Source organism: Gillisella taibaishanensis (assembly GCF_001938985.1).
Classification (GTDB): Bacteria; Pseudomonadota; Alphaproteobacteria; order Rhizobiales; family Rhizobiaceae; genus Allorhizobium; species Allorhizobium taibaishanense.
Genome location: NZ_MKIN01000016.1, coordinates 55,088 through 77,652, shown reverse-complemented (window position 1 = coordinate 77,652; position 22,565 = coordinate 55,088). Strand labels below are relative to the sequence as shown.

Genomic DNA, 22,565 nt, shown 5'->3' with positions numbered 1-22,565 from the left:
AACAAAAAGGCGACATTTCTATTCGAGTATTCGAAATAATAATATCGCCCTAATTCCAGGGGGTTGCTGTCATGTTCGATCGTCTTCTTTCGCACTACAAAATCCAGACCAAGGTTCTGGTCTTCATCATTCCCTTCGTGCTTGCGATATCCGCTGTCGGCGCGGCGGGCTATTACGCCTCGCGCTTGTTGCAGGGTCAGATGGAAGTCACGAACAATGTGGTCAACACGTTGAGCGGGTTTAAGAACGTCTATCAGTCGATGACCGTGTTTTTGCAGCAGACCAATGACAGCACGAAGGCGGCGCTGGATCGCGAGCTGGATACGCAGCTCTCGGCCTTGAAGACCATGCGCGACACTCTAGCGGATCGCGATGGCGCGACGCGGATCGATGCGGCCATGACCGGCACTCAATCGATCGCCGGCCAGGTCAAGCGTCTATGGGACCTCGACCGCAGCGAAACCGACCTGCGCGCTGCCCTTGATAGCGATATCAAGCAGCTGTCGAGCCAGCAGGGCGACCTTCTCAGCTTCTCCACACAGGTGCGCGAAGCGCTTGCCAGCGATGAAGGCAAGGCAAAGACCATGCTGCGCGACGCTGATCGGCTGACCCGCGGCGCCAATCTGATTGCGCAACTGGTCACCGATTTCAACAGCGCCACCGTGCCACAGACGAAGATGGACATGGTCAAGACGCAGATGCCCGAGCTGAAGAAGGCCGTGGCCGATATCGTCGCGGCGCTGCCGGCCGACCAAACGGTGCTCGGCAACAATCTCAACGACAATATCGTCCAGCTGGCGGCCCAGGTCGATCTCGGCATCGTCAATGATGCGACGGTCGGCGCGACAGAGCAGGCGATCAACCTGATGCGGCCGGTCTCGATCCGTTTGCAGGGCGCCTCTACACTCAAGGCCCGTCAGGCCACCGCCGTATTCGGCACACTCGACCAGCCGATTGCCGAGGCAACGGCATTGCTGAATGCCACCCGTCAGCTTGCCGATATCGCCGATGGCGTCGAATTGCGCGGCGTCAGATTTACGGCGGCTGCAAATGCCGACAACCTGCAGAAGTTCCAGGCGGCACTCGGCAGCCTCAGCCGCCGCGCCGCCGCCATGGCGAAGGACGACAGTGTTAGCGCCGACATCAAGGCAAAGCTCGCCGGCATCGAACCGCTGACCCTGTCCATGGGCGATAAGGCAAGCAAGCTTCTCACCATGGACGGCGAGCGCGTCTCAGCCTTTACGACCGCCGCCCGCGACATCGACGTCATCTGGACCCAGCTCAGCGATTTTGCTGCCGCCCAACAGGACGTGGCCGATGCTGAGCGGGGCGTCGCCGATACGCTATCGGCCATCGCGCTTGCTGCCGGCATCTTCATCGCCGCCATTGCCGGCGTCGGCCTGATTGCCACTTTCAAGGGACCGATCAACCAGATCACATCAGCTATGCGCCGGCTTGCCGGTGGCGATCTGCAAATCGCAATCGCCGGCGAGGCACGTCACGACGAGATCGGCGACATGGCCCGCGCGCTTGGCGTCTTCAAGAGCAATGCCGAGGCGAAGATCCGCGCCGAGGCCGAAGGCGAGCGCGTCCGTGCCGAGATCGAGGCCGACCGCGCCCGCAACGACGCCGAAAAGCAGGAGACCGAGCGGCAGGTGCAATTCGCGGTCACCGAGCTTGCTAGCGGCCTCGAACGTCTCGCCAATGGCGATGTCTCGGCGATGCTGGAAAAGCCCTTTACCGGCCGCCTCGAACAATTGCGCGTCGACTTCAATCGCTCGCTTGCCCGTCTCAAGGAGACAATCGGCCTGATCCAGGGCAATGTCACCGCCATCCAGGGCAATGTCCGGCAGATGGCCCATTCCACAGACGACCTGTCGCGCCGCACCGAAACTCAGGCCGCCTCGCTGGAGGAGACCGCCGCCGCCGTCAACGAAGTCACCGCCAATGTCCGTCAGGCCGCTGAAAAGGCCCGTGAGGTCAATGCCATTGTCGGTGAGACCCGCGACAATGCCCAGGCCTCGGCTGTGGTGGTCGGCAATGCGGTTTCGGCCATGGGCCGAATCGAGGATGCCTCCAAGAAGATCGAGCAGATCATCAGCGTCATCGAGGAAATCGCCTTCCAGACCAACCTCCTGGCGCTGAATGCCGGTGTCGAGGCTGCCCGCGCCGGTGAAGCCGGCAAGGGCTTTGCGGTCGTTGCCCAGGAAGTGCGCGAACTCGCTCAACGCTCCGGCAGGGCTGCCAAGGACATCAAGACGCTGATCAACACCTCGACGGAAGAGGTCAATGCCGGCTCGAAGCTTGTCCAGGAAACCGGGGAAGCGCTGACCGTCATCAGCCAGCAGATCGCCACGATCAGCAGCCATGTCGAAGGCATAGCCGCTGCCAGCCGCGACCAGTCTGCGGCCCTTGGCGAGGTCAACGGCGCCGTTGGCCAGATGGATAGCCTCACCCAGCAAAACGCTGCCATGGTTGAAGAAACCTCCGCCGCCAGCCGCCAGCTGGCCGAGGAAGCCGATCAACTCGTCGGTCTGCTGCAGCAGTTCAAGCTGGAGAGCAGCGCGCCGGCACAAAGGTTTGGTCGCGCAGCCTAAAGCTGTGACGATGTGATTTGAAGGCGCCCGGTCGCAAGATCGGGCGCTTTTTTGTTTGCGTCAAGCGACCGCTCTGCAAAAACAGCGATGCCCGTTTGTCGTAGGCAAGTGCCACAGTTCGGCGAGGAGCAGGTTATGCGCAGATTGATTGTCACCGGCGCGAATGGATCGGGCAAAAGCCATTTTGCCAGGCATTGGCGGCCATGCGCCCCGATGTGCCGGTCATTTCCTTTGATGCACTCAAGCTGACAAGCAATTGGAAGCAGCGTCCTCGGCCTGAAGTCGACGCACTGTTGTCAATGGCGCTGCAGGCGGAGGCCTGGATCTTGGAAGGCGGTCCAAGCCTGCTTCCCTATGCGCTGCAACACGCCGACGCCGTCATGTGGCCCGACCCACCGGAATGGCTGAGGGCATGGCGTTTGTTGACCCGGCCGCTTCGCAGCAGAGGCCGGACGCGGCCCGAACTGCCGGATGGCAATGTCGATTGGCTCTGGGAGCAATACAAGTTCGCGATACGCAGCCTGAGGCATGGTGGTGAGTTTCGAGATACGATCTCTACTCGACTTGCAGCCGCAGGGCATTTGAGCGTGTGGCGCATCCGAACGGCTGACGACATTGCCTCTGCCGTTTACGCGTGGTGCGGATGAGCAATCTGAGCATCGCCAGTGGCTTTCATATTTCATCGGTCACTTTCCGTTGAGGCGAGGCATGGCGTCTCTATGGGTTGAATTGGTGTCTTCCTTTCGTTTAACTTATTTCCCGTAGAGCCTCTTTTAACTCTGCCAGCGCTGCCTTCGGTGCAGCGCGCGAAGCCTTGCCGCTGATCGCCATGAGGCCTAGCTTCTTATAAAGCAGGGCCGGCCGTTTCCAACTCGCTGTCGACATCTCATTCTAACAATGGGAGCCGCTTTTGATCGATCATCGACTTCTCCTCGGCGCCTCTGCCAGCATCTCCTTTTTCTTCTGGGGGATGCTCGGTGTGTCCATTGGTGCGCTTCTGCCAAATGCGATGCATACGTTCGCTCTTTCGCCGCTTCTGGCGGGAATGGTGTTTGTGGCGTGGTCGCTGGGGTTCAGCGCGGGTTCTTTTGCGGCTAATCGCCTGTTGAGGATTTTTGGGACGGTGCCGGTTCTGGCTTGTCTTTCTGCGCTGACGGCGCTTTTTGCTCTTGTCCAGTTTGCGACCACCGCGTCGGGCGTATTCTATATCGTCTATCTCCTGCTAGGGCTCTGCGGTGGGGCGATCTTCACTGCGTCCCATACTTTGTTCGGCGATCTCTTCACCGAGCGGCGATCATCGGCATTGGCCATTCTCGATGTCGTCTTTAGCCTCGGCAATATGGCCGCACCGCTCTACATCTTGATGGTCTTGCATCTGCAGATGAGCTGGCAGAGCTTTTATCTCACGATTTCCATAGGCTTTGCCGCGGTCGGTGGCCTGTTTGTCTTGCAATTGCTCGGACCGCTTGCGACGGGCGCCAGAGCGACGGCGGCGATGACGGGGAATGATCGCACGAGCTTGGCGCTTTCGGAGTTGCTGTTCCTTGGCCTCGCCAGCTTTTCGCTCGGGGCAATCGAGTGGACGCAAAATGTCTGGTTCGTTGCCTATGCGCTCGATGTGGGGCTGCAACAGGATATCGCACGCTATGGTCTCACAGCTTTTACGGCTGGGATGATAGCATCAAGGATTTTTGTGATGGCATTCGCCAGTGCGGCCAAGTTTGCCTGGACCCAGAGGTCAATGCTTATCGCCGCCCTGTTAGGTGAACTTCTTGTTCTGTTTGCCGGCAGCGCGCCGTTGATACTGGTCGGCAATTTTGTGCTTGGCATCGGCATCGGTGGACTTTTCCCGATATTTCTGGGGCGAGCCATGGATCGCAATCCGACGGCCAGCGCAGCACTTTCTATGCTGATGGTCGTATCGCTCACCGTGGGCGGCCAAGTTGCCTCCTTTGCGCTTGGCGCGTTCGCCGATCATTTTGGCGTGTCTGCCGCTTTCTACGTGACGCTACCCGTTATTGCCACCATGTCGGTGTCGTCGGAAGTCTGTCGTCGTCTGGACAGCGCTTCTACATAACGCCACCTCTTGCCCTAGCTGGCTCACTCGCCTAAAAACACGTTATCGCGCAAAGTGAGTGTCCGTTTCCATGCCGTTTAGGCTTGGTTGCCGGCTGTGTCCGGTCCGGGTATTCAAGTATACGTCGTCTATCTGCCTTTGCCGCAGCGGCCGGCCAGCGTTTCCCCAACAGGCGGTCTGATCTCGATCAGGCCTAACAGCAGAGCGTTGGCGCTGGTATGGTGCCTTCCGCCTGCCTTTCAGGAACGCGCCATGAGCAAATCTCTTCTCGTCATTTATGCCACCGTCGCTCTCGATGCCGTCGGCTTTGGGCTGATCTTTCCCATTCTGCCGGCGCTGTTGCGCGATGTGACCCATATCGACAATGTCGCGCCCTACATCGGCGTGCTGGTGGCGCTGCATGCGGTCATTCAGTTTGTATTCGCGCCGGTTCTGGGGTCGCTCAGCGACCGGCTCGGGCGCCGGCCGATCCTGCTGATTTCGCTCGCCGGAGCGGCGGCGAATTATCTGCTTTTGGCCTTTGCCGACAATCTCTGGCTGCTGGTGCTCGGCCGGGCGATCACAGGGCTGACAAGCGCCAATATGTCGGTTGCCACGGCCTATCTTACCGATATTTCTCCGGAGGATCAGCGGGCGCGACGGTTTGGCCTGTTCAATGCCATGTTCGGCCTTGGTTTCATCGTCGGCCCGGTTCTCGGCGGTGTGCTGGGGGATCATTGGGTCCGTCTGCCCTTCATCGCGGCGGCGGTGCTGAATGGCGCCAATCTTCTGCTTGCCCTTATCGGCCTGCCGGAAAGCCGGGAGCCGAGCCGCGCGCCGATCGATTTCGCCGCTCTCAATCCCTTGAAGCCGCTCGGCTGGGCCTTGTCGCAGAAGCAGTTGCTGCCTGTCATCCTGATCTTCTTCCTGTTTAGCCTGACCGGCGAGGCCTACGGGACCTGCTGGGTGCTTTGGGGTGGCGATACCTTCCAGTGGAACGGGCTTTGGACCGGCCTGTCGCTTGCCACCTTCGGGATCTGTCAGGCGCTGGCGCAGACGCTGCTGCCTGGGCCAGCCGTCCGGCTGCTGGGCGAACGGGCCGCCATCCTGTTTGGCACCGGCTGCTCGATACTGGCGCTCTCGGTCATGGCGCTGACGACGCAAAGCTGGATGGTGTTTGCGATCATGCCGGTGTTTTCCTTCGGCGGTATCGGCACGCCGGCGCTGCAATCGCTCGCCACCCGCCAGGTTTCCGAAGATAACCAGGGCCGCTTCCAGGGCGTGCTCGCCTCGGCGCTCAGCCTTGCCGCCATCATCGGTCCGCTCGGCTTTTCCAGCATCTATTTCCTCGTCGAGGATTATTGGCCGGGAGCGATCTGGATCGCCGTTATGGTGGTCTATGCCCTGACCATTCCGCTGGTGCTTGGCCTGCGGTTTCGGGCGTCTGCCACTTGAAACTGTAAGGCAGTTCAGCCCGGCGCTGTCGCCGGGCTGAACGGGTTCCTCGTGAAAGGCTCTATATTCTTTTGCTTTCGTTTGTCTTTTCGGGAAAACCGGGTCCCACTTTTCCCTGACAAACTCTAGGCGGCTCTGATGCCTTCGGCTGCCGCCGCCTGGGTCACGATGACCGGGATCAGCAGATCACCCCAATTGCCGTCGCCGGCGTGGTGGCGGGCGGAGCGGACGAGCTCGACGGAGACGCCGGCCTCGACAGCTTTCATCACGGAATGGTTCAACCGGTGCAGGTCGTTGGCCAGCATACGGATCAGCGCCTGCTGATCGGCATTCATGGCGGTTGCCTGCTCTTCGGCACGTTCTTTGACGCGGGTCTGGGGTGTCATGGCATTGCTCCTCTTATGTCTGGGGTTTTTGAAGGGATGTCGGTCAGTCTTCGTCAGGCTGGGAGGTGGGGCTTCGCACCCCCTCATCCCCCTGCCGGGGACTTCTCCCCGCCGGGGAGAAGAGGGATTGTGGATCGGGCAACGACCTAAAGTTGACGCCCACTGTTACGCTGACATTATCGATGTGAGCGAAGGTCTCTCGGCTTGTCTCTTCTCCCCAGCGGGGAGAAGATGGCGGTAGCCTGATGAGGGGGGCGAAGCCCGATGCTGTGGACTGAACCAAGCATCAGCAACACCAGCGCCCAAACCTCATTCAGCAGCAGGACGGAACTGGTCATGTTCGGTCGATTCCTTCATGGCTGTGGTCGAGGACGTGCCGCCGGAGATGGCCATCGAGACGGCATCGAAATAGCCGGTGCCGACTTCGCGCTGATGCTTGGTCGCCGTGTAGCCATTGGCTTCCGCGGCAAATTCCGCCTGCTGCAGCTCGGAATAGGCAGCCATCTGCCGGTCCTTGTAGCCGCGCGCCAGTTCGAACATGCCGTAGTTCAGCTGGTGGAAGCCGGCGAGCGTGATGAACTGGAACTTATAGCCCATCGCCCCCAGTTCCCGCTGGTATTTGGCAATGGTCGCGTCATCCAGGTTCTTCTTCCAATTGAAGGACGGCGAGCAGTTATAGGCGAGCTTCTTGCCGGGATGCGCCTTGTGCACGGCCTCGGCGAACTTGCGCGCCTGCTCCAGATCCGGCTTGGAGGTTTCCATCCAGATCATGTCGCAATAGGGCGCATAAGCGATGGCGCGGGCAATGCAGGGCTCGATGCCGTTGCGCACCTGGTAGAAGCCCTCCGCCGTGCGGCCGGCGTCATGATCCACGAAAGGCCGATCGCGCTCGTCGATATCTGAGGTCAGCAGCTTGGCGGCTTCAGCATCGGTGCGGGCAATGATCAGCGTCGGCGTGCCCATGACATCGGCGGCCAGACGTGCGGCGGTGAGGTTACGGATATGCGCCGCCGTCGGGATCAGAACCTTGCCGCCGAGATGGCCGCATTTCTTTTCAGACGCCAGCTGGTCTTCATAGTGAACGCCGGCAGCGCCCGCCTCGATGAAGGCCTTCATGATCTCGAAGGCATTGAGCGGCCCGCCGAAACCGGCTTCGGCATCGGCAACGATTGGTGCAAACCAGGTGTCGACCGACAGGCCCTTGCCTTCCTGAGTTTCGATTTGATCGGCGCGTTGCAGCGTCTTGTTGATCCGCTTGGCCAGTTCCGGCGCCGCATTGGCCGGGTAGAGCGACTGGTCCGGATACATGGACGAGGCCGTATTGGCATCGGCAGCGACCTGCCAGCCTGATAGATAGATTGCTTTCAGCCCGGCGCGGACCATCTGCATGGCCTGATTGCCCGACAGCGCCCCCAGCGCATTGACGAAACCGTCCTGGTTGATCAGCTGCCACAGCCGGTTCGCGCCCATTTCGGCCAGCGTATAGCGGATCTCGACCGAGCCGCGCAGCCGCTTCACATCCTCGGCCGTGTAGTTGCGCTCGATCCCGTCGAAGCGGCCCTTGGGGGCAGTCGGAACGATGTTGTAAAAATCTGTCATAGCAGTCTCCTCTTGTCGGTTCCGGGTGATGGTATCGCGCTCCTCTTGCGCTGCCATCGCCGTGTCTGATGTGACTTGTTTTACAGTGCGCTGCAAAAATCGCCAAGAAGAACCGTCAGAACAAGGCTTTGAAAGAGGTTAGGATGTCTTGTCGTTTACAAAGGAAGGCTGTAATATTGTAAAAACTGTAAATACGCGGAAGTAAGCTTCAACGAGCGAAACTTGTAAAAACTCTGTCGGAGGTGGGCATGGCCGATCATAAAATCTTTGCCGGGCCGCGAGTGCGCCGGGTGCGCAATGGCCTCGGCCTGACCCAGACCGCCATGGCCGAGGCGCTCGGCATTTCGCCGTCCTATCTCAATCTGATCGAGCGCAACCAGCGGCCCCTGACGGTGCAACTGCTGTTGAAACTGGCCTCGGTCTACAAGGTTGATCTCGAGGAGTTGCAGGGCGATGCGCGGGGCGGCTCGGCAGCGCTGCGCGAAGTCTTTGCCGATCCGCTATTGTCTGGCGAAATTCCCGGCGACCAGGAACTGATCGAGCTGGCAGAGGCGGCGCCCAATGCCGCAAGCGGCGTGGTGAAACTCTACCGGGCCTACCGCGAACAGGCCAAGCGCCTATCGGATCTGGCGCAGCTTCTGGCGCGCGAGGGGCATGAGACGGCGCTGGCTGGAGCACGGCTGCCGATCGACGAGGTGCGCGACGTGCTGGAGCGCCGCAGCCTGCATTTTCCTCTGATCGAAGTGGCGGCTGAGGCGTTTCATGCCGCGCTCGATCCGGCCGATGGGTTGGAGGCGGCACTGAAGTCCTGGCTGCGGGCCAAGCACGGCATCGTCGTGCGCGCACTGCCCGTGCATGTCATGCCGCATCTCGGCCGCCGCTATGATCGCCATTCCATGCGGCTGTTCCTGTCGGAGCGATTGTCGGTCTTCGATCAGGTCAGGGAAATGGCGATGGAAGCCTGTCTTCTCGCCATGGGCGAAGAGATCCGCGCCGAGCTGGAGGGGCTGGCGCTGACCTCCAACGAGGCAAAACGCATCGCTCGCTTCGAACTGGCGCGTTACGCAGCGCATGCGCTGATCATGCCCTACGGTGCCTATCTCGCTGCGGCCCAACGCGCCCGTTACGATATCGACGTGCTGCGCGCCCGCTTCCGGGTGTCCTATGAGCAGGCAGCAACACGGCTGATCAGCCTGCAACGACCGGGAGCGGCGGGCATCGGCTTCTTCCTGATGGAAATCGATCACGCCGGCAATATCATTCGCCGTGCCGGCGCCTATGGCTTTCCCCGCGCCAGTTTTGGCGGCCAATGTCCGAAGCTCAACATCCATGCCGCCTTCGCTGAGCCGGGCCGGGTGCTGGTCGAGCCGGTCGCCACACCTGAAGGGGCTTCTTTCCTCACCATCGCCCGCAGCCTGGAGGGGCCGCAGGCCGGCTATCAGCAACGCCTGCGCCGTACGGCGCTGCTGATCGGTTGCGATCTGCGTGAGGCGGGCGAGACCGTCTATGGTGAAGCGCCGGCGCCTGTCATAGAGATCGGTCCTGCCTGCCGGATCTGCGAGCGCCAGGCCTGCCTGTCGCGTGCCGAGCCGCCGATGACGCGGCCGCTTGGTCTTGATGAAATGACGGCGGGTCTCAGCGCCTTCGATTTCCAGTAGCAGCACTTTGCTGTGCTGCGGAAAATTACGCTTGTCGGGGGCATTTTTCCTTTCTAGTCTGTCTTAAAAACAAGCTCTGAAAAGACAATGGGAACGTTAGACCGGCACGGGATTGCCTCGACAAAGCCGGTCATTAAACAGGAGACGTGATGACAGCCCCCGGGATTCGTTTTGCCGCTGCCGCCTTTGCGGCCATGTCCATCACCGCTTCGGCAGGCCTGCTGCCGGCGCGTGCCGCCGATCGCGAAGTGCATGTCTACAACTGGTCGGATTATATCGATCCGCAGATCCTCGAGGATTTCACCAAGGAAACCGGCATCAAGGTCGTCTATGACGTCTTCGACAATAACGATCTCCTGGAAACCAAATTGCTCGCCGGCGGCTCCGGTTACGATGTCGTGGTGCCGACCGGGCCGTTCCTCGCCCGCCAGATCCAGGCCGGCGTGTTTCAGAAGCTCGACAAGTCGAAACTGCCGAACCTGAGCAATATGTGGCCGATGGTCATGGAGAGGCTCGCGAATTACGATCCAGGCAACCAATATGCCGTCAACTACATGTGGGGCACGACCGGGATTGGCTATAACGTCAAGAAGATCAAGGCGGTCTTCGGCGACGACGTCAAGATCGATAGCTGGGACTTCATCTTCAAGCCTGAAAACGCCAAGAAGCTGAAGCAGTGCGGGCTGAACATTCTCGACGCGTCCGACGAGACCTTCGCCATCGCCATGAACTATGTCGGCAAGAACCCCGACAGCAAGAAGACGCCTGACCTGGAAGCCGGCGGCAAGGTCTATTCGGCCATCCGCCCCTATGCCAAGACCTTCAACTCCGCCGCCTATATCAACGATCTCGCCAATGGCGACATCTGCGCCTCCATCGGTTGGTCGGGCGATATCATCCAGGCGAAGAAGCGGGCGGAAGAAGCCAAGAATGGTGTCGAGATCGCCTATGTCATCCCCAAGGAAGGCACTTACATGTGGTTCGACAACCTGGCGATCCCGGCTGACGCCAAGAATGTCGAGGAGGCCCATGCCTTCATCAATTATCTGATGAAGCCTGAGGTGATCGCCAAGGCCTCGGACTACGTCTCCTACGCCAATGGCAATCTCGCCTCGCAGAAGCTCATCAGCCCCGACGTGTTCAACAACCCGTCCGTCTACCCTGACGAGGCGACGATGAAGCGGCTCTTCACCATCTCGCCTTACGATCCGAAGTCACAGCGCGTGCTGAACCGGCTCTGGACCCAGATCAAGACCGGCAAGTAACCGAGATGAAACGGGGCAGCAATGCCCCGTTTTCAATTGAGAAGACGCGGAAAAGACCGCAAGTGCCTGATCGATATGGTCGAGCGGCTGGCGGGGAAGGGGATCGATGGCGAAGACTCTGGGGCCGGTAAAGCGCAAATTTGCACCATGGACGGAGCGGGGGCAATTGCCCTTCATCCGCTTCGAAAACGTCACCAAGCGGTTCGGTCCGTTCACGGCCGTCAACAATCTCACCCTCAACATCTATGAGCGGGAATTTTTCTCGCTGCTGGGCCCCTCCGGCTGCGGCAAGACCACGCTGATGCGCATGCTGGCCGGCTTCGACGAGCCCACCGAAGGCCGCATCCTGCTTCAGGGCCGCGACCTCGCCGGCGTGCCGCCCTATCGGCGCCCGACCAATATGATGTTCCAGTCATACGCGCTGTTTCCGCATATGACTGTCGAAAAGAACATCGCCTTCGGCCTGGAGCAGGACAAGATGCCGAAGGCAGAGATGGCCGCCCGCGTCGAGGAAATGCTGCATCTGGTCAAATTGGAAGACTTCGCCAAACGCAAGCCGGGCCAACTCTCCGGCGGCCAGCGCCAGCGCGTGGCACTGGCCCGTTCACTGGCCAAAAAGCCGAAAGTGCTGCTGCTGGACGAGCCGCTCGGGGCACTGGATCGCAAACTGCGCGAAGAAACCCAGTTCGAGTTGATGGATATCCAGACCAAGCTTGGCCTGACCTTCCTGATCGTCACCCATGACCAGGAAGAGGCGATGACGGTGTCAGACCGTATCGCCGTGATGGACAAGGGCGAACTTGTGCAGGTGGCGACACCGGCGGAAATCTACGAGGCGCCCAATTGCCGCTATGTCGCCGACTTCATCGGCGACATCAACATTGTCGAAGGCAAACTGCAGCATCCTGAGGGCAACGGGACGGGACCTGTCGCCATCGCCTGCGACGGGTTCAAAGCCGTGGTCGACCAGACCTGCGATCTCTCGGAAGGCGCCACTGTCGCCTTTGCCATCCGCCCGGAAAAGGTAAAGATTTCGCTGGACCCGCCGGCCGATACCAGCGCCAACGCACTTTATGGCGAAGTCTGGGATATCGGCTATCTCGGCGATTTCTCGGTTTTCATCATCAGGCGCGAGGATGGCTTCACCTTCCGCGCAGCGCAGGCCAATGTCTCCCGCCTGGTCGACCGTCCCATCACCTTCGGCGACCACGTCTGGCTGTCCTGGACGTCGGATGCCGGCCTGTTGCTGACGAGGTAGCGCCATGGCCGAACCCGCGACACTTGCCGAGACGAGCCCCAGCTTTCCCCAGTCCGGCCTGCCGAAAGCCAGCCGCGCCCGCTGGCTGATCGTGCTTATTCCCTATATCTGGATGGCGCTGTTTTTCCTCGCGCCCTTCTTCATCATCGTGAAGATCTCGCTGTCGGATACGGCCATCGCCATGCCGCCGTATACGCCTGTGTTCGAGGGCTTCTCGCAGCTAGGCGATTTCCTGTCGCAGCTGGATTTCGAAAATTTCCAGATCCTGACCGACGACCCGCTTTATATCGAATCCTATCTATCATCGCTTCGCATTGCCGCGATCTCCACGCTGCTCCTGCTGCTGATCGGGTATCCAATGGCGCTGGCCATGGCGCGGGCAAGGGCGGAGTTGCGCCCGACGCTTGTCATGATGGTGATCCTGCCCTTCTGGACCTCCTTCCTGATCCGGGTCTATGCCTGGATCGGCATCCTGAAGCCGGAGGGCCTACTGACGCTGCTTCTGCAAAGCCTGCATATCTACGGGCCGGACCAGCAGGTGCATATCTACCAGACGGAAATCGCCGTCTTCATCGGTATCGTCTATTCCTATCTGCCGTTCATGGTCCTGCCGCTCTATTCGGCGCTGGAAAAACTCGACGGCACGCTGCTTGAAGCGGCAAGCGATCTCGGCTGCCCGCCGACCACAGCCTTCTGGCGCATCACCTTTCCCTTGTCGCTGCCGGGCGTGATTGCGGGCGCAATGATCTGCTTCATCCCGATCACCGGCGAATTCGTCATTCCCGACCTGCTCGGTGGTGCCGATACGCTGATGATCGGCAAGACACTGTGGACGGAATTCTTCGGCAATCGTGACTGGCCCGTCGCCTCGGCGGTCGCCATCGTGCTGCTCTTGCTGTTGGTGGTGCCGATCGTGATTTTCCAGAACCAGCAAAGCAAGGTGTGAGGCAAGACCATGAAGCCAGGCCGTCTCGACCCCGTTCTTCTCACCATCGGTTTTGCCTTTCTCTATCTGCCGATCCTGATCCTGGTGGTATTTTCCTTTAATGCCTCCAAGCTGGTTACGGTTTGGGGCGGCTTTTCGCTGAAATGGTATCAGGAGATCTGGCATAACCAGAGCCTGTTGGATGCCGGCTGGGTCACGCTGCGGGTCGGCATCGTCTCCGCCAGCCTGGGGACTGTGCTCGGCACGCTGGCGGCGCTCGCGCTGGTGCGGTTCGGTCGGTTTCGCGGCCGTATGCTGTTTTCCGGCATGGTCTATGCGCCGCTGGTCATGCCTGAGGTGATCACCGGGCTGTCGCTGCTGTTGTTGTTCGTTGCGCTCGATGTTGACAGAGGCCTGATGACGATCACGCTGGCCCATACCAGCTTCACCATGTGCTATGTGGCAATCGTCGTGCAGTCGCGGCTCGTCACCTTCGACCGCAGCCTGGAAGAGGCGGCGCTCGATCTCGGCTGCCCACCGGTCAAGACCTTTTTCCGTATCACCCTGCCGCTGATCCTGCCGGCGGTCGTCTCGGGCTGGATGCTGGCCTTCACGCTCTCGCTCGACGATCTCGTGATTGCGAGCTTCACGACGGGACCGGGCGCCACGACCTTGCCGATCAAGATCTATTCCCAGGTACGCCTTGGCGTAACGCCTGAGATCAACGCCATCTGCACCATCCTGATTGCTGTCGTCACGCTCGGCGTCATCATCGCCTCCATTGGTACTAAACGCCGAGAATTGCAGCGCCAGCGCGACGAACACACGGCTGCCGCCGGGCGCTAACCTATTGCTTTGGGGCGGGCTGTGCGCCAGCTGGCGACAGGATCAGGTCCGGCCAGGAGCCACCGATGAACAGCCGGAGCGGCGCAGCGCCGTCGGCCTCGTTGCTTGCCGGTGCCGTGCTTGGCCGCATTTCTGTTGAAAGCGCGAGACCCTTAAAGTCGTAGGGCACCACACCGCTAAACGTGCCCGACTGAGCGCTGCCCAGCAGTTCGCCCTTGTCGATGTTGATGCTGCCCTTGCCCAGCGTGGCAGAGAGGGTCATGCTGTCGAAAGCCCAGTCGCCTTTGCCGGCATCCTGCAGCCGGAAGAATTTCTGCGCCGCCGCCGTCTGCCGCACGCCATCGGGATTGATCCCGGTGATGCGTCCCGGCCCGGCGTTGAGCGTCAGCGTGCCGTTGATGTCACTTGGCTTGGTTTCCCAAAGCGCCCGGTTTGTCTCAGCCGACACCGTCAGCGATCCCGTGCCGAGCGGCAATGGCCCGGTTAGCGCCAGCTTGCCTTCGATATCCGACATATCGGCATTGGTCAGTGACAGATCGAGATGGGCGCCCTGGTCGAAACCTCCATTGCGACCCTCGAGATGCGCAACCAGTGCGCCGTCGGCAAGCGTGCTGTCGGCAATGTCGAAAACGGCAGTGCCGTCGGTGACGAGAATGCTGGCGCCCATGTCTGTGAGCGTGAACGGGGAATAGGTCGCCTTGCGCGCAGACAGCGTCAGGTCGAATTCCAGCCAGTTCAACAGGCCGCTCTTGCCCTTGTTTGCGCCGATATCGGGTGCCGAAAGCGAAAACGCGCCTAGAACGGTTGGAATGTCCATCTGCTCGAAGGCCAGCGTGCCGCTCAGCTTCGGCTTGCCGCTTCTCCCCTGCGCCATGTCCATCAGTCCGGTGGCCTTGGCGTCATTGGCCGTCAGGGAGAGGCCATCCAACCGTATCCGATCGGCTTCCGCCGTCACCGTCGCCTGCACCGCGACGGTATGCAGCGCCTCGGTTCCGGGCAGGGTGGCGCCGGTCCAGGCCAGCAGGCCCGGCACATTGGAAACCGAAAAGCTGAGATCGCCGGAGGCGAACCGGGCGGGTGCGAGCCCGGTCTTACCCTTGAAGGTGCCGGTCATCACAGGCGCGGTCAGCGAAAATTCCGTCTGGCCAACGCCGCCGCCAAACAACAGCAGCGGCTGACTGGAGGAAAAATCGAGCCTGGTGTCGACGCCGCCGATGATCATGTTGGCAGTGCCGCCGACAGGCGCCGACATGACGGGCCAAAACAGATGTGAGAAGATGCTGTCGATCACTATCTTGCGGCGAAGCTGCTGGTCATCGATATCGATCCGGCCGTTCTCGACGGTGATCGTGCCGATCCTGGCGTCATAAGCCTTGTCGAGGGTCTGGCCGCCTTTGCCATTGTCTTCGGCATGGGCGATGGCGTCCGACAGCAGGCCCTTGCCGGCCCAGTCGAGATGACCCTCGGCATCGCGGTGCATATAGAGATGCGGCCGCACCAGGTAAAAATCGTCGAAAACCGGATTGCCCATGACAGCCTTGATCAAACCGAAATTGGCTGACAGCAGGTCGACATGGGCGATGATCTGCTTGCCGCCGATTACCGTATCTCCGGGCTTTGCCGGCCCGCGACTGGTGATCGTGACATTGGGCAGGGTGATACGTGGTTCCGGCCAGAATTGCAGGCTGGGCGTTCCGGCAATTTCCACCTCATGGCCGCTCCAGCGGCTGATCGCCTTTTCGATGCTGCCGCGCACCAGACTGCTGGAAACGATATAGGGAGCTGCCAACCTTGAGGCGACGAAAATGCCGAGCGCGGCGACAGTGGCGACGGCGGCCATGCGGACGAGCCTTCGACCCTGCGCGCGTCGCGGCGCCGGCCATTTCCGTTTAGAACCCAGCGTCACAGGAAGCCTTTCAGATCTGCTGCGGGACGAACAACTGCGACGTCTGGATAGAGCAAAGCAATTTCCCTTGCAATGTCAGCGCACGCCGAGGCTTGCCAGATCATGCGCACGCTGCAACGCATCAGCCGAATCCGGCGTCACTCAGCCGGCAAGCACTCTGGGCGAGGGGAAGCTGATTTCCACAAGCGTTCCCTCGTTTGGTGTTGACTGGATCGAGAAGCTGGCGCGATTGGCATCGACCATGGCCTTGGTCAGTGGCAGGCCGAGACCGGTGCCGTCGCCGCGCAGGCGTGCTCCACCGGGCGACACCTGCCGGAAAGGCTTCATCGCCTGTTCCAGTTCCGCCCGGGTCATGCCGATGCCGGTATCGCGGATGCGCAGGGTGACGCTGCCATTTGCCTCGTAATTGGTGGAGACGATGATCTGCCCGCCCGAAGGTGTGAAGCGGATGGCGTTCGACAGGATGTTGAGCACGATCTGCTTGATCGAACGCATGTCGGCGACGACATTGGGCACAGCCTGCGACAGCGCCGTGCGGATGATCACCCGTTGGCCATTGGCCTGCGGCTGCACGATGGCGACCGCTTCGCAAACCGTCTCGTTCAGCCCGACGGCAATGAATTCCAGATCCATCTCGCCGGCCTCGATCTTGGAAATATCCAGGAGATCGTTGACGATATCGAGCACATGCCGACCAGACCGACCGATATCGGCGGCATATTCGGCGTAGCGGCCATGGCCGATCGGCCCGAAGCGCTCATCCGCCATGATGTCTGCAAAGCCGATGATGGCATTGAGAGGTGTGCGGATCTCGTGGCTGACCCGCGCCAGGAAATCGGTCTTGTGGGCATTGGCGGTTTCGGCGGCGCGCTTGGCGCTGCGCAGTTCCTCTTCGGTGCGCTTCCACTGGGTGATGTCGCGGATCACGGCGCAGAACCCGTTGGAAGACGACAACCGTCCGATGGTCATGAACAGCGGAATGAAACCGCCGGAGGATTCGCGGCCGATCACTTCGCGCCCGTCATTCAGCACACTCGCCACACCATGGCCGGTCAAGCCGCTGAGATAATCGAGGATCGCCCGCTGGCTTTCATGGGCAAACAGGGTGACGAAGGGTTTGCCGCGCAAATCGTCTTCGTCATAGTTGAACAGCGCGCTTGCCGCCCCGTTCATCGTGCGGATTTCGCCTTCGACGTTCAGCGTCACGACGCCATCGGTGGCGGTCTCCAGGATCGAGCGTAGCTCTTCCACTTCGATGCGCAGATCCGATTGGTCGATTGCAGCAGGCCGGATGGCCTCTTCGCTCGCCTGCTCAACAGGTGATACCAGCGTCAGCATCGGCTGGATCTTATCGGCAGGCTTTTCCTGTTGCTCGGTTTCGACAGGCTTCGCATCGGCCTGCGGCACCAGCGACAGCAGGAGCGCGCTTGCCTCTTCCCACCGAATCGACTGCAGCCTTGCTGAGACTGGCAGCAGGGCATCGTCTGCCCGCACCACGACCAGACGGCCGTCACGGCGCTGGCCATCGTCTTCACCAACAAGATCGTCCCGCTGCAACAGTGCTTCGAGCCCGCCGGCAGCAGCGAGGTGGTCGACACTGGCATAGCCGGTCAAGGCCAGAAACTCCGGATTGGCGTGGATCAGCTCGTCACCGCGATGAGCAAGCAGCGCCACTGGCAGCATATCCAGCATTTCGGGTGAGAAAACCACATCGCGCGGCGGCCTTGGCAGGTGCACGCCCACATTCGGCGCCACCGGCAGGATTTCAGTTGCTGGCGCGATTGCTTCGACCTCGTGATCGTCCTGATCACTGTTTTCAACCGTTTGCAGATCTTCGCTTTGCGACCCTTCGTTTACGCTGCTTTCGACACGATCGGTATCTGCTGACTGATCGTCTTGATGTGCCTCGGCGTCGTTCTCCGCAGTCGTCGGGTGGCCCTCGATCTCTGGAAGAGGGTCTGCAGAGGCCGTTTCAAGCGCTTCATGCTCGCTCAAAGACAGATCGGGTGCCGCAGCGCTGGCGTCATGCTGTTCCGGATTGTCATGATCCTCGAGCGGGTGAGCGACGCCAGCCTGCTCAGAAGCAATGTCTTGCTCATCTGCAGCGTGCTCCTGCGCCGTCACAGCCTCACTGGCGCTTGTCTCTTCATTGTGAGCCAAGGCACGACTGTCATCTTCTCCAGCATCGAGATGATCCGGGGAGGTAGCCGTTTCCGCGCTGACGGTCTCTGCTAGCCCATTGTCTTCGCTTGCGATCTGCCGATCACCAAGATCCTGCGGCGCCGGTTCGCTGCGGTCGTCAGCAGCTTCAACAACACTGTCCGAACCAGCAACATCCGCAACCACTGAAGTTGCCTCGGGCGCGTCCGTCAGGGTGTTCGGCGTCACACCGGCGATCTCGCCGTCCGCCTTGTCGGAAACGGTCGGCTTCGCATCGGCGGATTTCAGGCCAAGTGCGTCCAGCCGGCGGGCAATCTCCCGAAATGTCGCGTGTTCCGCCGGGCTCAAACCCTCGCGGTTGACATGACGCGGCTTCAGTTGAACGATATTTTCCGTCTCGGGAATGGGCGCAGGCCGGCTGATGACCAGCGCAGGCGGTTCGGCCTGTGGGCCGGCTTTCGGTTCCAGCGTCGGTGTCGCAGCCTCTTCTGGCTGCTCTTCAGCCAAGGAGGCCTCATCTCCAAAATTCCGCGGCTCGAGAGTCTCTTCCACGGCCTCTAGCTCAACCGCCGCACTGTCATCCTGCTGTTCAGCCGTTGCCGGCAAAAAGGTCAGGCCAACCTTGTCGGGATCTTCGACGCAATCTGCCAGCCGTACCACGCCAAAACCGCGAAAGCCGTCGAAGTCGCGGTTGCGGGTATAGGTCGGCAGCGCCGCCAGATCGACGGGAACTTTAAGCGTTGTGCCCTCGATGGGCCAATAGATCGTCTTGCCGGACCAGGTGTCGCGCTTCTTCAAAAGGTCCGCGATCTTGCCCTCGGGGTCGAGATTGAACAGGGCGGCCAGATCGGAAAATGTCTCTCCTTCGATCGCCGCCGAGCGCGGTCCGACGGCACGAGCGAATTCCGAGGACACTTCGCTGAACCGGCCCAGTGCATCCACCTTCCAAACGAAGCGTGCAGCCCGCATCGAAGGTGAAAAGGCGAAGCCGCCGCCTGGCTGGGTTCGGTCCACGGAATCGGTTTCGACGGGGCGGCTTTCAGGCCGCACGTCTTCAGCAACAGCCGTTTCTGCAGAGTGAGGCACCTCGTCGGCAGCCTCCGGCCATTCAAGTTGAGCATCGTCTGCGACAGTCTCGGAGGCGGCCGGTTCGTCATGATCAGGGACATAGGTCTCTGGATCCGTGACCTGATGGTCAAAATCGGTCTCGGTCAGAGCCTCGTCCTGTAGCAGATCTGCGGTCGAGGCGTTGACCGACCCTTGGGTGTCATCGATCTCTGCAGCAGCTGGCTCTTCGGGCTGTTCGGCTTCCACATCGCCCGCCTGATCATCCGCAGACGAAGACACGCCAGTCGGCTCAATGCTATCAGTATCTGCGTGCGTCTGTTCAACCTCATGCTCGGCATGGGGCAGCTCTTGCGCCACCGGTGCCTCAACAGCCGATGTCGTCACGTCCTCGTCCGCGATCTCGCTGTTAGCCGGAACCGCGTCGCTGCCGGCTTCATCGTCGGCGATAACGGCGAGGAGGGGCTCGTCATCAAGCGCTTCCGGCTCGGGTTCCCACTCGTTGATGCTGCCCAAGGCATCGACGACATCCTCGAAACTATCGGCCTTTACGGTAGCCGTGTCGGTGTCCACCGAGCCATGATCCTCTAAGAGCGAAGAGACCGGCTCCGCGCTGAGGACTTCAGCAGAAGGAAAGACTTCAGACGCGGCCGGAACCTCCGCGACGACTGCGGCACTCGCCGGTGCGGCAGGTGCAACCGGTGGAGCCGATGCATCCGCTGCGGGCTCCACGGCAAAGCCATCGGAAGCATCGAGCGTGCCGAGCAGGGTTTCCACGGCAAACAGCAGAAATATCGCCGGGGCATCGGCGATCTGGCCAAGCGCAGCCGGCAGATTGCCGCGTGCCGTCGGGATTGGCCGTTTCATCAATCCGCCTGATTGACGCCCGACCATATCGACGATGGTTTCCGCCGTACGCGGGCTGATGCCGAGCCGGTCGAAATTGGTAGAGGCGCCGATCACGCGGCCCTTGCTATCCAATAGCGCCATATGGGTATCTGGATCGTCGAAGCCGCGCAGCAGCGCCTGGGCGCGGGTTGCGTCATCGGCATAAGCGACCGGCATGGAAAACAGCAGCACCGGCTCGCCGGGGCGGATTTCCAGCCGCTCCACCTGCGCTTCAACCTGTACGAGGCGGAAGCCGGCGCTGATGCGCACCATCAGCTTGCGGCTATCGCCAGCCGTTTTCAGCTGGCGGCCCATGGCTGAAATCTGCCGGAAGGTCACGTCCTGGATCGGCGGACCCTGATCCAGGAAATCGTAAACCGAGGGCGTGCCGAAGAAGTCGGCGCCGGCGCCATTGGCCCAGAGTACCTGCTGCAGGTCAGGCGAAAACAGCGCCAGAGCTTCCCCGCGCGCAAATCTGTCCCGGACCGCGCGATGCACGGCGATGTCGATGAACGGGTATTGGATAGCGGGCATGATCAACCTGTCGTGCGTTTTGCCGGCACTGTTTTGAATTAACAGATTTTTAATAACTTCGCACCCCCTCGGGGTCCAGTCTCGGCCGCCTCTATTGAGAAACAGAGTTAATGGCTAAAACTTTTTTTATTGTGCAGTGCAACATGATATTGCAATGCACAATAAGCCTTGCTATATGGAGGTCATCGAAACACACCGGGCTGCACGCTAAGGCGAGGGCGGCCCTTTTCCAAAGGAGTTCCACCATGGCCACTGCAAAGACCACCAACACTTTCAACGCTGCTGCTTTTGATCCTGCAAAGATTTCCGACAGCCTGCGCGAATTCACCGAAAAGGGTGCCGCACAGTCCAAGGAAGCCTATGCCAAGATGAAGGCTGCTGCCGAAGACGCATCCAAGACCGTTGAAGCCACGCTGCAGAGCGCCCAGAGCGGCACCGTCGAGCTGAGCCTCAAGGCCATCGACGCCCTGCGCACCAACGCCGAGCTGTCGCTGTCGCACATGGAAGCCCTGATGGGCGTCAAGTCGATTGCCGAACTGGTCGAACTGCAGACCGCCTTCATCCGCAAGCAGGCTGAAGTCACCGTCGAGCAGGCCAAGGCCATGCAGGAAACCGTCAAGAAGGTTGCCGAAACCGTTGCCAAGCCTGGCAAGGAAGCAGCCGAAAAGGCCATGTCCGGCTTCAAGCTCGGCTGATTGCCGCCGGCCACCCGCCGGCCGATCGATTATCCGCAAAAGGGTCGGCTCTTCCGGCCCTTTTTGTTTTTTCGCTTTGCCGGTCTCATGCAAATAAGCACGCAAGTGCAAAAAAGGGGCTTGAAAAATTCCCTCACCCCTCGTATGTGACCCCTCGAAAGCGTTGAACGCTTGATGTGCGGTTGTAGCTCAGTTGGTTAGAGCGCAGGTTTGTGGCACCTGAGGTCGGAGGTTCGAGACCCCCCAACCGTACCATTCTAAATTCCACAAAATTTGGTATGTTTCGCGAGTGAGATATGCGGCCTCACCCTTGCTTGTCGTATGCAGCTGGGTGGTTCGCGTTTGGTGGCATTCGAGTGCCATTTCATGCCCTTGCCGCTTAACTCCGGCCAAGCTCGTCGCCTCGGCCAGTTAGTCGCCCCTCACATCTGCCCTGTCACCAGATAATACACCCCGGCCGCCACGATCAGGGCGCCCAGCGCGCGCACCACGCGGCCTTCGTAGAGCCGGCCGAGGCCGAAGCCAATGGCGATGCCGAGGAGGTGGATCATGCCGGTCGCTACCACGAAGCCGACCGTATAGGCGGCGGGGTCGGTGGCGTTGGGGGCCATTTTGCCGTGCGGGTAGCCGTGGAACAGCGCAAATACGGTGATGACCGAAAGCGAGGCGAATTCCGGCGCGCGCCAAGCGGCGGCAATCGAGGCGCCGAGCGCGAGCAGCGATATGGCGATGCCGCCTGAGATCACGGGGTCGGGGATATCGGCGAGCATGCCCACCACGCCGCCGATACACATGATCAGCGGGAAGGTGGCCGGCAGGGTCCAGACCGAGCGACCACCGATCTGCGTGCCCCAGAGGCCGACGGCCAACATCGCGAGAAAGTGATCGGCGCCGAGCAGCGGATGCTCAAAACCGCTTCCGAAACCGCCCATCGGTCCGCCCAGTACATGGGCAAAGGCGGGTGCTGCGCTGAATGCAAATCCAAAAACGGCTAAAAAACATGTCCAGGGAAAGCGGGAGCCGGTTTCCTGTCCAAACATGCTCAGAAGCGTTTCGACCAGCGTCCGTCGCTGGGGTTGCCCCTGGTTTTCCGGGGAGGCTGCCAGGCGTTTTTCGCGGAAACCTGCGCCTTTTCGTGGATCCAACACCGTCATTCTCGCTTTGCCCTTGCCGTCTTTGCCCAAACCGGGCGATATCTGACCAAGCCCTGCTGCCTGCTTTGGTATAGGAAACGAGCCACGCGTTGACAACGCCATGCGCGTCACTCGATGC

The 22,565-nt window shown here is 60.7% G+C and carries 15 protein-coding genes and 1 tRNA gene; 11 read left to right on the top strand and 5 right to left on the bottom strand.

Features of this window, described 5'->3' with window-relative positions:
* The first annotated feature begins 71 nt into the window (after positions 1 to 71).
* From BJF91_RS01435 to BJF91_RS01420, 4 genes are all read left to right on the top strand, one after another.
* Positions 72 to 2,597: a methyl-accepting chemotaxis protein gene (locus BJF91_RS01435; protein ID WP_075612707.1), complete on the top strand. Its 2,526-nt coding sequence runs from the start codon at positions 72 to 74 to the stop codon at positions 2,595 to 2,597.
* A 203-nt stretch (positions 2,598 to 2,800) separates the two neighbouring features.
* Positions 2,801 to 3,244 (top strand): P-loop NTPase family protein, encoded by a 444-nt coding sequence (locus tag BJF91_RS01430; protein ID WP_208610929.1) that lies wholly within the window; start codon positions 2,801 to 2,803, stop codon positions 3,242 to 3,244.
* 263 nt (positions 3,245 to 3,507) lie between these two features.
* On the top strand, positions 3,508 to 4,674 hold the full coding sequence (locus BJF91_RS01425; protein ID WP_234801509.1) for an MFS transporter: 1,167 nt from the start codon (positions 3,508 to 3,510) through the stop codon (positions 4,672 to 4,674).
* 252 nt (positions 4,675 to 4,926) lie between these two features.
* The gene (locus BJF91_RS01420; RefSeq protein WP_075612706.1) at positions 4,927 to 6,108 is read left to right on the top strand and encodes a TCR/Tet family MFS transporter; all 1,182 of its coding nucleotides are present in this window, start codon (positions 4,927 to 4,929) and stop codon (positions 6,106 to 6,108) included.
* A 125-nt stretch (positions 6,109 to 6,233) separates the two neighbouring features.
* Here BJF91_RS01420 and BJF91_RS01415 read toward each other — a convergent pair whose 3' ends face one another.
* Both BJF91_RS01415 and aceA read right to left on the bottom strand, forming a co-directional pair.
* Entirely contained in the window at positions 6,234 to 6,494 is a 261-nt protein-coding gene (locus tag BJF91_RS01415) for an SMc00767 family acetate metabolism repressor (protein ID WP_075612705.1), read from the bottom strand.
* 309 nt (positions 6,495 to 6,803) lie between these two features.
* Positions 6,804 to 8,093, bottom strand: a complete 1,290-nt coding sequence (gene aceA, locus BJF91_RS01410; RefSeq protein WP_075612704.1) for an isocitrate lyase — start codon at positions 8,091 to 8,093, stop codon at positions 6,804 to 6,806.
* A gap of 248 nt (positions 8,094 to 8,341) precedes the next feature.
* Here aceA and BJF91_RS01405 point away from each other — a divergent pair, with 248 nt between their 5' ends.
* The 5 genes from BJF91_RS01405 (at position 8,342) to BJF91_RS01385 (ending at position 14,045) form a co-directional block, all read left to right on the top strand.
* Positions 8,342 to 9,751 (top strand): helix-turn-helix domain-containing protein, encoded by a 1,410-nt coding sequence (locus BJF91_RS01405; RefSeq protein ID WP_075612703.1) that lies wholly within the window; start codon positions 8,342 to 8,344, stop codon positions 9,749 to 9,751.
* Positions 9,752 to 9,945: 194 nt separating this feature from the next.
* On the top strand, positions 9,946 to 11,016 hold the full coding sequence (locus BJF91_RS01400; protein WP_075612754.1) for a polyamine ABC transporter substrate-binding protein: 1,071 nt from the start codon (positions 9,946 to 9,948) through the stop codon (positions 11,014 to 11,016).
* A gap of 106 nt (positions 11,017 to 11,122) precedes the next feature.
* Positions 11,123 to 12,274, top strand: a complete 1,152-nt coding sequence (locus BJF91_RS01395; protein WP_075612702.1) for an ABC transporter ATP-binding protein — start codon at positions 11,123 to 11,125, stop codon at positions 12,272 to 12,274.
* Between the two features lie 112 nt (positions 12,275 to 12,386).
* Positions 12,387 to 13,220 (top strand): ABC transporter permease subunit, encoded by an 834-nt coding sequence (locus BJF91_RS01390; protein ID WP_234801511.1) that lies wholly within the window; start codon positions 12,387 to 12,389, stop codon positions 13,218 to 13,220.
* Between the two features lie 9 nt (positions 13,221 to 13,229).
* A complete protein-coding gene (locus BJF91_RS01385) occupies positions 13,230 to 14,045 on the top strand; it encodes an ABC transporter permease (RefSeq protein ID WP_075612701.1) in 816 nt (271 codons plus the stop codon).
* Between the two features lies 1 nt (position 14,046).
* Here the strand turns inward: BJF91_RS01385 and BJF91_RS01380 are convergent, their stop codons facing one another.
* The gene (locus BJF91_RS01380) at positions 14,047 to 15,885 is read right to left on the bottom strand and encodes an AsmA family protein (RefSeq protein ID WP_075612700.1); all 1,839 of its coding nucleotides are present in this window, start codon (positions 15,883 to 15,885) and stop codon (positions 14,047 to 14,049) included.
* 207 nt (positions 15,886 to 16,092) lie between these two features.
* Positions 16,093 to 20,598 (bottom strand): ATP-binding protein, encoded by a 4,506-nt coding sequence (locus BJF91_RS24550; RefSeq protein ID WP_234801508.1) that lies wholly within the window; start codon positions 20,596 to 20,598, stop codon positions 16,093 to 16,095.
* 245 nt (positions 20,599 to 20,843) lie between these two features.
* On the opposite strand from BJF91_RS24550, the gene BJF91_RS01370 reads away from it, so the two are divergent.
* Complete coding sequence (locus tag BJF91_RS01370; protein ID WP_075612699.1) at positions 20,844 to 21,293, top strand: phasin; 450 nt, start codon at positions 20,844 to 20,846, stop codon at positions 21,291 to 21,293.
* 178 nt (positions 21,294 to 21,471) lie between these two features.
* Positions 21,472 to 21,548 (top strand) — tRNA-His (locus BJF91_RS01365).
* A 167-nt stretch (positions 21,549 to 21,715) separates the two neighbouring features.
* Here BJF91_RS01365 and BJF91_RS01360 read toward each other — a convergent pair.
* A complete protein-coding gene (locus BJF91_RS01360) occupies positions 21,716 to 22,447 on the bottom strand; it encodes a HupE/UreJ family protein (RefSeq protein WP_234801507.1) in 732 nt (243 codons plus the stop codon).
* Between the last annotated feature and the right edge of the window lie 118 nt (positions 22,448 to 22,565).

Coding starts and splice junctions, on each gene's coding strand:
- BJF91_RS01435 (WP_075612707.1), top strand. CDS start 72: ATGTTCGATCGTCTTCTTTCGCACTACAAAATCCAGACCAAGGTTCTG.
- BJF91_RS01430 (WP_208610929.1), top strand. CDS start 2,801: ATGCGCCCCGATGTGCCGGTCATTTCCTTTGATGCACTCAAGCTGACA.
- BJF91_RS01420 (WP_075612706.1), top strand. CDS start 4,927: ATGAGCAAATCTCTTCTCGTCATTTATGCCACCGTCGCTCTCGATGCC.
- BJF91_RS01415 (WP_075612705.1), bottom strand. CDS start 6,494: ATGACACCCCAGACCCGCGTCAAAGAACGTGCCGAAGAGCAGGCAACC.
- aceA (WP_075612704.1), bottom strand. CDS start 8,093: ATGACAGATTTTTACAACATCGTTCCGACTGCCCCCAAGGGCCGCTTC.
- BJF91_RS01405 (WP_075612703.1), top strand. CDS start 8,342: ATGGCCGATCATAAAATCTTTGCCGGGCCGCGAGTGCGCCGGGTGCGC.
- BJF91_RS01400 (WP_075612754.1), top strand. CDS start 9,946: ATGTCCATCACCGCTTCGGCAGGCCTGCTGCCGGCGCGTGCCGCCGAT.
- BJF91_RS01395 (WP_075612702.1), top strand. CDS start 11,123: ATGGCGAAGACTCTGGGGCCGGTAAAGCGCAAATTTGCACCATGGACG.
- BJF91_RS01390 (WP_234801511.1), top strand. CDS start 12,387: ATGGCGCTGTTTTTCCTCGCGCCCTTCTTCATCATCGTGAAGATCTCG.
- BJF91_RS01385 (WP_075612701.1), top strand. CDS start 13,230: ATGAAGCCAGGCCGTCTCGACCCCGTTCTTCTCACCATCGGTTTTGCC.
- BJF91_RS01380 (WP_075612700.1), bottom strand. CDS start 15,885: ATGGCCGCCGTCGCCACTGTCGCCGCGCTCGGCATTTTCGTCGCCTCA.
- BJF91_RS24550 (WP_234801508.1), bottom strand. CDS start 20,598: ATGCCCGCTATCCAATACCCGTTCATCGACATCGCCGTGCATCGCGCG.
- BJF91_RS01370 (WP_075612699.1), top strand. CDS start 20,844: ATGGCCACTGCAAAGACCACCAACACTTTCAACGCTGCTGCTTTTGAT.
- BJF91_RS01360 (WP_234801507.1), bottom strand. CDS start 22,447: ATGACGGTGTTGGATCCACGAAAAGGCGCAGGTTTCCGCGAAAAACGC.